This is a genomic window from Kitasatospora sp. NPDC032121 (genome assembly GCF_055580145.1).
In genome coordinates, this window is sequence record NZ_JBVILX010000008.1 from 197490 (window position 1) to 209255 (window position 11766).

The following is an 11766-nucleotide window of genomic DNA, read 5'->3' on the forward strand; positions in this document are numbered from 1 at the left end:
ACAGGGGGGATCGGGGTGTAGAACCTACGCTCCGCAACCCCCCCCCCCCCCCTCTCCCCCCCCTCCCCCCCCCCCCCCCCCCCCCCCCCCCCCCCCCCCCACTTCCGGCGCTCGCGCTCATTTGGGCTTGCGGCCCTCGGCACTGGCCGCTCAGGATTCCGGGCAGCAGGCTGGCGCACTGATGAAGCCACCGTCCCCTCGTCCGACCGCCTCGCGGAGGACCGCACCGATCTCTTGGGGGAGGAGGTTGACCGCGTCGAGGGCGTCGACGGTCAGGGGGATCTCTTCGAGGATGTACTCGCCTCGGCCTTCTTGGCTGAACTCGGGCCCGGTGCGGTCCTCGAAGCTCCACTTCCCGATGGTGGCGAGGTAGAAGTCCTGACGCTCGTCGTCCGTCTCGATGGTGTGGAGGAGGCTGACGATCTCGGCCTCACCGGCGATTTCCTCGCGGACCTCGCGCAGGAGGGCCTCCTCGGGGCCGGCGTCGGTCGGTTCGATCTTGCCGCCGACGATCACCCAGTACGGGTCGATGCCGGGGCGGATGCGCTTGATCAGCAGCGTGGTGTTGTTCGGGGTGAGGAGGACGGCGCGGACGCGGTGTTGCATGGTGGGCTGCTTCCTGTTCGTGTGGGACGGGCGGGTCAGTGGAGGATCCAGCCGCCGTCGACGTGCGACGTTCTCTGGCCGGCCTGCGCGTGTTGCTATGTTGCTGGTCAGTCCCTCCTCATGCGTAAGACTGTGCGAGTGACCTTTCCTGCTTCGCTTGCCGCTGCCGAAGAGATCCACGCTCACCTGGTTGATCAGCTGAACCTCGCCCTTCGCCGGCCCGGGATGCACGGCGGCGAGAAAGCTCTTCGAATCCTCATTGATCACCTGCTGTTCGTGGAGCGCGAGCCCGAGGCGTCGGCTCAGCTGAAGCAGGAGTGGGAAGACCGTGGGCTCTGGACCTCCGTCGGAATCGCCGGGGCTCTCCAAGACCTGTTCCCCACGCAGGCGGACTGCTACGACATCGCCTCGGTGTACGCGGAGTTCGTGCATCGACGCGGCTGGCTCAAGCCCGACCACATGCTCACGAGGGAGGCATACGACGCCCTTGTGGGCCGGGTCCGGCAGTGGGCGGCCGTGGACCGCACCTGGGCGGACGTGACGGCGGAGTTCGGCTCTCCTTCCGTACTGTTCGGAGGGAACAACCCGCTGTATGGGAAGACCCTTGGTTACCTCACTGAGGATCCGCAGCAGCCGATGGTGGTCTTCCACCTCTGGAACGGCAGCGGACCAGGGGCCGGATCGTGGCCGCCCGAGCTTGAGCAACCGTTGCTCCTCGCGGTGCGGTGTGGGAGAGGATCGTTCAGCGGATCGTTGACCTTCACCCCCGAGGGCGAGCGGAGGAGGTCGACGATCGGATGATGTGCGGGAGCCCGTCACCGCCGACCACGCGGAAGTGGGCGGTGTGGCCTGCCGGTGGGGGCCATCCGCTGCTCTGGCGGGTTCAGGATGGTGACGCCCACTCCTGTGCTGGGCGGCCTTGAACTCCGCCTGATACGCGCATCGGGAGGTGGACTCCTGTTGCCGGACCCCGGGGTTGTTGGTAGCACCGCCGGGTCGCCTGTTATTCGGTTTGCGTGCGGAACGTACCACTGTGTGTGACATAGTGTCAGGCAGCTTCCGTAGCTTCGCCCCGCATGGGTGAAGCAGGGGCGCCGAGGATGTGGTTGCGCGCGGCGTGGGCGAGGGCGGCCTGATGTGAAGTGGCGATCGCCGCGCGGTTCCAGTGGAAGGCGATCATGTGCGCGAGGACGTCGCGCAGCCCACGGGTGAGGCTTCCATGCAGGGCGAGGTCGGCGAGTTCGCGGCCCGCGCGTGCGAAGGCTCGGATGCGCTCCGCTTCCGCGTGGAGGGCTTGGCCGGGTTCGGTCATCGCAAGGGTGTCGGCGGACAGCAGAACCCGGATCTTGTCGGCGAACGGTTGCGGTAGGGCGGCCGGTGCCGGGCGCATGGCGGAGACCCGGGCCCAGACGTCACCCTGTTCCGTCCACTCCTGGCCCGCGGCGCGAAGCATCGTGCTGCACAGCAGGGTGGACAGCTCTCGCCGTCCGACGCGCTGGGTGTTCGGCCGGCGGTCTTCGGTCAGGATGGCGCGGCTGTCGGTATGGAAAAGGGCGTGGGCTGCGTCGATGCCCAACGGCCCTCCGAGGGCAGCGGTTTCGGGCTCGTAGATGCCGGGCGACCAGGATGCGATCGTGTTTTGGCGCTGGAGCCGGTCCAACTGCTCGCCGAGGTGGGCGCGAAGTGCGGGATGGCCGGTTTGCAGGCGCACCCGCCAGTACGGGTGCTTGCGGACGTACCACCAGGAGGTGAGGGCGCCTCGGGCTTCGGCGTCACACAGCATGGGGGCGAGATGGGCGGCCAAGGTGGCTTCGGCACTGTGCCATTCGACCGGCTGAATGTTGACGTGGACCCAGGTGTCGGACGGGGCGGAGATGGCGGAGCGTCCGGCGGTGCGGTAGGCCTCGGAGGCGGTGGCCAGCTCGGCGGCGTCGATGCCGAAGCGGGCGGCGGCTCGGGCGGTGTCGGCTCCGGTGAGGACGGCGAGGACTGCCTGTTCCAAGCGCGGGTGTTCGCTGTGGTGGGCCATGGGTGGTTCAGGCGAGGAGCATGCAGGCGTCCCAGCCGGTGGCGGGTGCGCCGCCACGATCGGCCGCGTGCAGGGCCAGTCGTACTCCGGCGGTGCCGTCGAGGAATCCTGGTGCGCGAGAGGGAAGTCGGGCGTTGAGGAGTGCGCGCAGGGCGGGCAGGTGAACGGTGAACTGGTCCGGGTGGTTGGCATCGTGGGCTGCACGGTGGACGGTGTGCAGGAGACCGGAGGCTCCGTGACACAGTCCGGCGTCGGTGATCCGGTCGAGCTGGGCGGGGTCGGTGATGCAACGCAGCAGGGCGTTTTCGGCGGCGCGCTTGCGGTGGGCGTCGCCGAGGGCGATGGCGGCGAGCTGCTGGGCGCGGGCCTGGCCCGGGGTGCCATAACACCAGCTGGGTCGGGGCGGGCCGTCCTGGAGAACGGCGCCGAGGCGGTGTTCGTCGGCGGTGACCCATTGGGGCCACCAGGGCCCGGAGGGGCAGGGCTGGCGCAGGGCGTCGAGCCAGTCGAGGATGCGCATCATGGCGCCGGTGTGGCCTTGGACGGTGGCTCCCACGCGCTTTGCGAGGGCGAGGAGGGCGAGGGGGCCGGCGATGCCGTGGGCGAGGCCGAGGTTGCCGTGGCCGTCGGGGAAGTTGGCAGAGGTACGTCCGGCGGGGTCGTAGCGCACCCACCAGCCGGGCAGGTCGGTGCCGGGCAGCGGCTGGGTGAGGCGGACGAGGTAGGCGAGGACCTCGTGCAGGGTGTCGCCGTGCGGATCGCGCTTGAGCAGGTAGGCGCCGAGTCCGGTGAGCCCGTACAGCAGGTCGTACTCGGCGGCGCGGGTGAATTCGCCGGAGTCGATGCGGGCGTGGGCCTGGTCGAGGCGGCGGTGGACGAGCCGATGGACGGTCCGGTCCAGGGTGAGCAGTGTCTTCGTGTAGCGCTCGCTGCCCGCGGCGGCAGTGTGGAGGGTGAAGGCGAGGGCTGGTGCGCCGATGAACAGGGCGGCGTCGTCGGAGCCGATGAGGGACTGGCTGGTGATGCCGGTCAGCCAGTCCTGGACGGTGCTCCAGGCGGTGTGCCCGAGCGCGGCGCGTTCGGTGTGGAGCAGGGTGATGCCCACGGCGCCAGTGGCCAGGGACTGGGCGGCGTCTGTGTCGGCGGAGCCGCACGGCGCGGCACTGCGGGTGGTGGCGGGGCTCATCGGGGGCGGTGTCCTTGGTGTCGGCGAGTGAGGGTGAGCGCGGCGGCGCGGGCGAGGCGGAGGCAGTCGCGCTCGCTGTCCTGGTCGATCCCGGCGGTACGGATGTGGTGCATGTGCAGGAGCGAGGCGAGGACGGAGTCCGGCTCGGGCCCGGTCCGGGCGCGCAGGGCGGCACGGTAGGCCTGTACGGCGGTGCGGCGTATCGCCCACGCGTGGGCGATCTCGGTTCCGGCTTCGGCGCGTAGCTCGGCCCAGGGGCCGCACGGGTCGGCAAGGCGCAGGCTCTGTGCGAGGACGGCCCGGTCGAGGGCCGGCGCGCCATCGGTGCGGGTGATGCGCTCTGCCAGCCAGGCCGCCCCGGAGGTGGTGTCACCGGTGAAGGCGGCGGCGAGGTCGAGGAAGCTGGCGGCGGTCAGCGCCTGCGGGTGCAGATGGCCCGAGCCGGTGTGGCGCTGCTGGACGAGAGCGGCGGTCGAGTCGGAGACGAAGACGGCTTCGGCCTGCTCCAGCAGGGGGCCGGTTCCGTAGCGTCCGGTCTCGGGCTGGTAGGTGTCCCACTGGACGCGGCCGGTGGCCAGGCCGGCGGCGTGCAGGCCGTTGGTCCAGGTGGCGACCTGTCGGGCGAGGTCTTCGAACGGGCAGTGCTGGCGAATGCGCAGGCGTAGGTGCGGTTCCGGGTCGCGGTAGGGGACGAACCAGCAGTCCGGGCCTTCGAGGGTGGCGAGCAGTTCGGGCAGGCGGGCCAGGATCGCGCTGTGTCGGGCCGGCTGGGCGTAGACCTTGGCGAACGCCCAGCGGGCCTGCCGGCCGGCCGGGTGCTCGCCGGGAGACTCGGCGACGGCCGTCAGGTCCACTGCCGGTGGCCGGAGTGGTTCCTGGAGGGAGACGAGCGGCAGGACGATCTCCACGGCACGGCCGTCCGCCCACCCGAGCTCCTCCGGGCCGGGAGCCTGCCGTAGGACGGCCTTGCCGCTGCGGCTCAGGTGGGCGCGGAGCAGCTGCCGGTGTGAGCGCTGGTCGAGGTCGAGCCGCAGGCGCTGGTCACCGGCACCGAGGTCGACGTGCGCGGGGATCCGCAGACGGCGTCGTACGCGGTCGAATGCCCGCTCCCACTGCGCGGAGCTGTGGCCTCGGGCGGGGAGATCGGCGGCGTCGAGCCGCCACCGGGCGGCGGCCAGGATGATGCGTCCGTGCCGGATGGCCGGCAGCACGGGCAGGGCTTCGGCCATCGCACCCCAGGAGAACGGAGCGAGGACGGCGGCGCGGGCACGGGGCAGCTCGGTGAGGAACCGGGCGAGCGGGTGGGCGAAGTTCACCATTTCGACGGCGTTGAACACTGTCGGCTCGATCGTCTGCCCGGTGGTCCGGGAGAGCAGGAGGATCCGTCGGGCATCGGCGGTCACCAGGAGCTCCCGCAGCGGCAGTGTCCCGGGCGTGGGCTCGGCGACGGCGATCACGTCGTCCAGGACCTGCGGTGTGCGGGCGACGTTGTCGGTGCCGGCCCACAGCGGCGGGCAGGAGAGCTGGGCACGGCGGGCGTCGGTACTCAGGGTGGGGGCGTCGCGAAGCCCGGCCGCGAGGCGGCGCAGGTCGGCATGAGGCAAGTGCAGGAACCGGCCGATGGTGGTGCCCGCGCCCTGTGACAGGCCGGTGACCACCAGGCGGAAGTCGCGCTCGTCGAGGTGCTGTCGGCTGGCGGCGTGGATCCGAACGCACAGGTCGAGGTGGGGCGGCAGGTGGTCGGCCTGTTCCACGCCGAGCCGGGGCAGCAGCTCGGAGAGGTCGACGGCGTCCGCCGCGTCGAGGGCGGCGAGCTGTGCGGCCTGGACCAGATGCCTGTCACGGGCTGTGGCCGTGGCGGTCGGCGGCTCCAGGGCGCTGGTGCGGTACCCGGCCGGGAAGCCCAGCCCGGTGTCGGGGTTCACCAGGTCCAGCAGCGGCACGAGCGCGCCGATGCCGTACCGCTCCAGGAATCGGAGATGGTAGTCACGCCAGGCCGGAGAGCCGTTGGGGTGGGGGCTCGTCTGCGCGAGCAGAGCAGCGGCGGTCTCCGCTTCGCGGGTCACCGTGTGCGGGATGACCAGGTCGGCACCGAGCCGGAGATCGACGGCGAGACCGGGATGATCGGCTCCGTCGGTCAACTCCCGTAGGCGGGCGCGCTCCTGGCGCTGCTCGCGGCTCGGGGCCAGGTTGTGTACGACGATCCTGCGGTCGACATCGCCGAGCAGCCGGACAAGGCCTGCAATGCTGGGAATCGACTCGGCCTCGGCCTCGATGAGCCGGTCCAGGACGTGCTTGAGCGGGTCGCGCGCGGTCATCGGAGGACGCAGGGCGGTGATCAGGACGCCGTGGTGGACCAGCTGCGCGAGCATCCGGTGGGTCTGCTCGGGGCCGGCGCCAGGGTGAGAGTCGAGTACGAGTTCGGCCAGGTGGTCGAGGCGGATCGGTCGTCGAGCAGCGTCGACCGCCGTACGGACGGGCCTGGTACGACGTAGGACGACCTCGGCGGGCGCCCCGGTGGGCTGGTGGTGGCCGGGGCGGTGAAGCGGTACCACCAGGTGGTCGCCACGCACCGTGCAGGTCTGTTCGGTTGTCACCAGCAGGCGCCGCAGCAGCTCAGGGTCGCGCTCGAGCCGGGCCACCACATCGGCGAGCCACCGGGCATCCGGTCGGGCGATCGCTTGGTGGTCCGCGCCCCAGGCGCCTTCCAGGGTGTGGCCGAACCGTACCGGGGCGACTCCGGCGAACAGGCCGAAGGGAGTGGCCCGATGGCGCTGGCGCAGTAGGTAGTGGACGAGCGTTCCACCGGCCTTGCGAACGTTCCGAGGGGTGTGCACCCGGCTGTTGATGACGTCTTCGACTGGCGCGGCGTAGGCGGGGTTGGCCAGTTGGACGGCCTCGGCGAGCTGCGGGTCGGCCCAGACGGCGGTCATCCATGACTGCCACGCCTGCGCCGCGACCGGTCCGGCCCCCTCGTCGAGGTCGGGCCACGGCTGGATCGTGGGAGTTCCGATGTGCGCGGTGGCTCGTAACAGCGCCACTTCCAAGGCCCGGTACATGAGCGCCTCCGTATCAGGGGCAGTGGGGTCGTGTCCGGCCTGGCACCGGGGCCGTGCGGGCCCCGGTGCCAGGGTGCGGATGCGGGTCAGGCGATGCAGCCGCTGTTGGAGCAGGCGGACTGGCAGGTCTGGCCGCAGCCGTCATCGGTGCTGCTCATCAGCTCGCCGATCACGGGGCCCCGCTCGACGATCGTGACGTCCAGCTCGAAGTCGTTGTCCTGGTTCTGGGCCATGTTTCTTACCTCCTGGCGGAGTCGGGGATGGATTAGGTGGTGCTTCACCTGACCTCGGGGCCGGTCACGACTTTCCGGGCCAGGAGACGGTGATGCGGGTGTGGGTCTTGTCGACCACACGGCCCGCGGGCAGTCGGTCGTCCGGAGTACCGGCGGGGTGGATCTCGAAGCGGGCGCCAGCGCCGCCCCGGTGCTCCTGGTCCCAGACGCGGATCTCCTGGACGAGGCGGGCGGCGGCAGCGCCGGCGGCCGGGCCGTGCCCGTACGCGCCGAGCTCGAAGCGGGTGCGGGTCTCGTCGGTGGGGCGGACGGTGCGGTAGGCGAGGGTGCCGCCCACCACGACCGTGGCCACGCCCAGAGGGGAGGCGGACGCGACGATCCCCTTGGCCCGGGCGGCCGGTGTGGCGGTCAGCCGGGCGTGACCGTCCAGCGTGGTGGCCAGCCACAGGTCCAGGTCGTCGATCGGCTCTTCGCCGCCGACCGTCACGCCCGACCACACCTCCTGGCGAGGCGTGGTCAGCGCCGCGCTCAGGGCTGCGACGTCGACCTGATCGCCGTCGTCGAGCCGCAGCCCGACCTCCTCGCCCGGCTCGTCGTGCAGCAGTACCAGGCGCTCGCGGTTCTCCGCCTCGCCCTGCATCGGTACGAACCCGCACAGCTCGTACCCGGTGCTCACCAGGTGGTCGCCCGCACGGACGAGGACGAGCGAACGCATCAAACCGCGAACGCGCAGCGGCACGACGATCCGCCCACCGGGGGCCAGTTGCTCCACCCAGGCCGGCGGAATGTCCGGAGCCCCGACGGTGACGACGATCAGGTCGAACGGCGCGTGCTCCGGGACACCGAACGCGCCGTCGGCGGTGATGACCCGGACGTGCTCGTAGCGGGCGACATCGAGCAGCCGGCGGGCACGGCCGGTGACCTCCGGGTCGATGTCCACGGTGGTGACCGCACCGTCGGGAGCGACGAGTTCGGCGAGGTAGGAGGCGAACATGCCGCCGGATCCGATCTCCAGGACGTTCTCTCCGGGCCTGGGAGCCGCCTGCTCCAGCATGAACGCCTGGATGCGTGCGGCGGAGACGGAGCTGATGGCGAGCCCGTCCGCGTCGCGCTTGGTCACCACGGCGCGTTCCGGGTCGTAGGCCTCGGCGGGCTGCGCCTCGGGGGCGAACCGCTCGCGTGGGACACGGCCCAGGACCTCGGCGATCCGCTCGGTACGGATCGTCCCGTCCTCGCGCAGCGCCGCCACCATGGCGGCGCGCAGGGTCTCCGGGGCGGGTTCGGTGTTCACGATGTCTCCTTGGTATTGATGCCGTTCGCTACAGGCAGCGGGGGCGAGCAAGGGCGTCGGCGACTCGAACGCTCGCCCAGACCTTCTTGGTCGTGGCCGCCAGTTCCTCACCCATGGCGTGCGCCAGACCCTGGACGAGGAGGAGTCCGCGACCATGTTCGTCGTTGCGGGCTGCCTGAACCTTCTTCAGCGACAGGTCGGGCCGGGAGTCCAGGACCTCGATGCGGAAGTAGCCGTCGGCCTCGTCGATCTGCACCCTGATGACGTCGCCCGACTCGCTGGCGTGCCGGATCGCGTTCGTCGTCAACTCGGCGAGGATGAGCAGGACATCGCGAACCCGTTCGTTGTCGACGTCCCACCCCCACTCCGCGAGCTTGGAACGCACGATGCGGCGTGCCGTGGGAACCGCGGTCACCTCCGCCGGGAAAGAGCCCTCCCAGCGGCGGAGAGACCTCTCTCGTCCGATGGCCACCATGTGCATCGCTCCGATCGGCAGGAGCGCTTGAACGCTCCGGTCTTGGTTTGCCTGCGGGGACCAACCTTGGCCTGGTGGCGAGGACAGAACTACGGGCAAACCTTGGACACTTGCTCTCCTTTGGGGTGATCGGTAGAGACAATCCGCGGACAGTTCGTAGACACTTCCGCACCACCCGTACGAGCCGTGGCCCGACGGTGGTAGGCAGGGAGCAGACGCAGTCCGCACCGGGCTGTGGCGAAGGGAACCGCGATGAACCTGTTCGATGCCCTGGTCACTGAGTCCGGCATGGACTTCCGCGGTTTCCTGGCCGAGTACAGGCGGGCTGCCGCACTGCTCCACGAGCGGACAGGTGATCTTGCCTTCAGGAACGTCGATCTGACGGACAAGAGCTTCACGAGGTGGCGCTCGGGTCAGGTTTCCCGGCCTCATCACCCGGCGCCCGCGATCCTCAAGCAGATCTTCGGCAGGCCGGTGGAGGAGCTCTTCGCGCCCTACAGCGACGAGCAGGCGCAGCTGCTGCGCTCGGTACCGACTCCTGTGTTCGATGAAAGAGAACTTGCCATGACTGCACGCGATGTCCGAGCCCACGCCGCCGACGCGGCCTCGCAACTTCTGCCTGATCTCACCATCGACCAACTCGAGGATGACCTGGTGACCACGGCGCAGGCGTACACCGGCACTCCACCGCATGAGATCTTCATGCGGGTCAAGGAACTGCTCGGTCTCGCCACCGTCATGCTTGACCGCACTCAGCTGCCATCCCAACGGAGCCGTCTCTACGTCGTAGCCGGCCAGGCATCGGCGATCCTCGGGGGCTGTGCGTTCGACCTCGGTTCCATGTCGACGGCTGTCGAGCTGATGCGGGCCGCCGCGCTCTACGGTCAAGTGGCAGAACACGGGCCGTTGCAGGCGTACACCCGTGGCTACCTGGCGCTGCTGTACTACTGGGATGGCAATCCCGCTCAGGCGGTGCGCCAGATCACGTTGGCCCAGTCCTTTCCCGGTGTAGGAGCCACCGGGCAGGCCAGGCTCGCAGCGATCGCGGCTCGGTCGTACGCGCACCTCGGGCGGCGGGAAGAGGCCCATGCGGCGATTGAGCTCAGCCTGGCAGAACGGGGGCCTGCGACGGACGATCTCCACGACGGGATCGGCGGCGAGTTCCACTTCGGCGTGGAGCGTGTCGCGATGAGTAACAGCTCGACGCTGCTGGTCCTCCGGGACGGAGCCAGGGCGGAAGCGTCCGCCCGGAAGTCGCTGGAGTTGATCGCCGGCCAGGCATCGTCCACCACTCCGCTGGCAGTCGCCGCAAAGGCGGGTGCGGATCTGGCGGCGGCGTTGCTGATGCGACGTGATCTCGACGGTGCTGCCGAGCAGATGGGACGAGTGCTGTCCATGCCGAGGGAGTGGCGTAGTGCCGGTCTCGTCAGCCGGGTGAACGCAGTCCGGGTCGAGTTGGTCTCAGCGATCTATCAGGACGCCATTGTCGCCCGTGACCTGGTTGAGAGGATCGACGACTTCACGCTGGTTGCCGCACCGCGCATCACGGGTCCGGGCGCGGTGCGGCTTGCCATCAACGGGGCCGGTAGCTAGGCAACTGTCGACAGGATGGCCTTCTCCTTCTCCGGGGAGATCCCGTGCTCGTCCCAACGCTGGTGCGGCACGGGCACGTTTCCCTGCTGGAGCCAGGTCCAGGTGTCCGCGACGGTCTCGGCGAGCGGTCGGCAGCGGAAGCCAGCCGTGAGCGCCGACGAGGAATCGATGGCCCAGACGCCTGGGTGCGTGCGCCAGAGCGGGATCTCCGTCCACTGACGAAGACCGCTGTTGAGCAGGACGTCATCCGTGACCCACGTCAGCTCGCCGGAACTCCCGGTCGTGTCCATGCAGGCAGTAAGGAATCCGCCCATCGTCTCGCGGCCGACCGGTGCGGTGACGTTGTGCACCTGGTGACCGACCACCTGGGTTTGGTCGAGCGCGAAGGCAGCTACGTCTCGCACGTCAACAGGTTGGATCGACTTCGCTGGATTGCCGGGTGCGAGGATGCGGCCTCCTCGTTCGGCACGGCGCAGCCACCACGGCAGCCTGCCCACGTACTCACCGGGCCCGAGGATGACCCCGGGCCTGAGCAGGCTCGTACGGGTGAGACCGAAGGCCTCGGTCACAGCACGCTCAGCACCGGCCTTCTGCTGTCCGTAGTGGGTGTCAGGTCCGGTCCACCCTTCGGGCAGCTCTCCGTATTCCGGCCCGGCCTCGGCCGGTGCCTCCAGCACGGGCGAGTCCGTGGTCAGGGGCTCATTGGGCCACCCCTCGTACACCGACACGGTGGAGATGTAGACGTACCGGCCGACGACCGGTTCCAGGGCCCGGGTGCCCGCCAGGACAACACGCGGCGACAGCTCCGAGGCCGAGGTGTCGATCACAGCGTCCCACGGGCCGTGACCCGCCAGACGTGCCAGGTCGTCGGGGCGTTCCCGGTCGCCGTGCACAGCTACCGCCCCGGGCACCGGGACTCCGGACAGTCCCCGCGTGAACGTGGTCACCTCCCAGCCTCGTTGCAACGCGCCACTTACGACCGCGCGGCCCAGGAACCAGCCGCCACCCAGCACGAGAATCCTCATGGGCTGATCCTGCCAGCCGTGCGCCTGCGTCCGCAGCTGTGCGAGATCAGGCTCCGGCCAGGTGACTGGCCGGCGATCAGACTGGAGGCCTTACGAGTTGAACGCCGCTCCGGTAGGACGGGGCCTTCTCGCTTCTGACAGGTACGTCGCCCTGCTCCGCCCTCGCCGTGGGTTTGCCCTGCGAGAGGGACACAGGGAAGGGGGGGGGTGGGGACCATCCGTAGGGGGGGGGGGGGGGGGGGGGGGGGGAAGGGCTGGGAACTGTTTCC

The 11766-nt window shown here is 70.2% G+C and carries 10 protein-coding genes; 2 read left to right on the plus strand and 8 right to left on the minus strand.

The window, feature by feature from the left end; all coding sequences use genetic code 11:
• Nucleotides 1-150: 150 nt before the first annotated feature.
• Complete coding sequence (locus ACZ5OX_RS21900; RefSeq protein ID WP_465632141.1) at nucleotides 151-606, minus strand: NUDIX hydrolase; 456 nt, start codon at nucleotides 604-606, stop codon at nucleotides 151-153.
• Between the two features lie 138 nt (nucleotides 607-744).
• Between ACZ5OX_RS21900 and ACZ5OX_RS21905 the strand changes: the two genes are divergently transcribed.
• Complete coding sequence (locus ACZ5OX_RS21905) at nucleotides 745-1407, plus strand: hypothetical protein (RefSeq protein ID WP_465632143.1); 663 nt, start codon at nucleotides 745-747, stop codon at nucleotides 1405-1407.
• Between the two features lie 247 nt (nucleotides 1408-1654).
• Here the strand turns inward: ACZ5OX_RS21905 and ACZ5OX_RS21910 are convergent, their stop codons facing one another.
• The 6 genes from ACZ5OX_RS21910 to ACZ5OX_RS21935 form a co-directional block, all read right to left on the minus strand.
• Nucleotides 1655-2608, minus strand: coding sequence for a thiopeptide-type bacteriocin biosynthesis protein (locus tag ACZ5OX_RS21910; protein WP_465632145.1), 954 nt, complete (start codon nucleotides 2606-2608; stop codon nucleotides 1655-1657).
• A gap of 34 nt (nucleotides 2609-2642) precedes the next feature.
• A complete protein-coding gene (locus tag ACZ5OX_RS21915) occupies nucleotides 2643-3821 on the minus strand; it encodes a lanthionine synthetase C family protein (protein WP_465632147.1) in 1179 nt (392 codons plus the stop codon).
• A complete protein-coding gene (locus ACZ5OX_RS21920) occupies nucleotides 3818-6880 on the minus strand; it encodes a lantibiotic dehydratase (protein ID WP_465632149.1) in 3063 nt (1020 codons plus the stop codon). The genes ACZ5OX_RS21915 and ACZ5OX_RS21920 overlap by 4 nt, the downstream gene beginning before the upstream one ends.
• 86 nt (nucleotides 6881-6966) lie before the next feature.
• The gene (locus ACZ5OX_RS21925; RefSeq protein WP_465632151.1) at nucleotides 6967-7113 is read right to left on the minus strand and encodes an FxLD family lanthipeptide; all 147 of its coding nucleotides are present in this window, start codon (nucleotides 7111-7113) and stop codon (nucleotides 6967-6969) included.
• Nucleotides 7114-7177: 64 nt separating this feature from the next.
• A complete protein-coding gene (gene fxlM, locus ACZ5OX_RS21930) occupies nucleotides 7178-8404 on the minus strand; it encodes a methyltransferase, FxLD system (protein WP_465632153.1) in 1227 nt (408 codons plus the stop codon).
• A gap of 28 nt (nucleotides 8405-8432) precedes the next feature.
• On the minus strand, nucleotides 8433-8879 hold the full coding sequence (locus tag ACZ5OX_RS21935) for an ATP-binding protein (RefSeq protein ID WP_465632155.1): 447 nt from the start codon (nucleotides 8877-8879) through the stop codon (nucleotides 8433-8435).
• Nucleotides 8880-9131: 252 nt separating this feature from the next.
• Here ACZ5OX_RS21935 and ACZ5OX_RS21940 point away from each other — a divergent pair, with 252 nt between their 5' ends.
• Complete coding sequence (locus tag ACZ5OX_RS21940) at nucleotides 9132-10472, plus strand: hypothetical protein (RefSeq protein WP_465632157.1); 1341 nt, start codon at nucleotides 9132-9134, stop codon at nucleotides 10470-10472.
• On the opposite strand, the gene ACZ5OX_RS21945 is transcribed toward ACZ5OX_RS21940, so the two are convergent.
• Complete coding sequence (locus ACZ5OX_RS21945; protein ID WP_465632159.1) at nucleotides 10469-11497, minus strand: NAD-dependent epimerase/dehydratase family protein; 1029 nt, start codon at nucleotides 11495-11497, stop codon at nucleotides 10469-10471. The two genes, ACZ5OX_RS21940 and ACZ5OX_RS21945, sit on opposite strands and share 4 nt — an antisense overlap.
• Nucleotides 11498-11766 lie beyond the last annotated feature (269 nt).

Coding starts and splice junctions, on each gene's coding strand:
- ACZ5OX_RS21920 (WP_465632149.1), bottom strand. CDS start 6,880: ATGTACCGGGCCTTGGAAGTGGCGCTGTTACGAGCCACCGCGCACATC.
- ACZ5OX_RS21900 (WP_465632141.1), bottom strand. CDS start 606: ATGCAACACCGCGTCCGCGCCGTCCTCCTCACCCCGAACAACACCACG.
- ACZ5OX_RS21945 (WP_465632159.1), bottom strand. CDS start 11,497: ATGAGGATTCTCGTGCTGGGTGGCGGCTGGTTCCTGGGCCGCGCGGTC.
- ACZ5OX_RS21940 (WP_465632157.1), top strand. CDS start 9,132: ATGAACCTGTTCGATGCCCTGGTCACTGAGTCCGGCATGGACTTCCGC.
- ACZ5OX_RS21925 (WP_465632151.1), bottom strand. CDS start 7,113: ATGGCCCAGAACCAGGACAACGACTTCGAGCTGGACGTCACGATCGTC.
- ACZ5OX_RS21915 (WP_465632147.1), bottom strand. CDS start 3,821: ATGAGCCCCGCCACCACCCGCAGTGCCGCGCCGTGCGGCTCCGCCGAC.
- ACZ5OX_RS21935 (WP_465632155.1), bottom strand. CDS start 8,879: ATGGTGGCCATCGGACGAGAGAGGTCTCTCCGCCGCTGGGAGGGCTCT.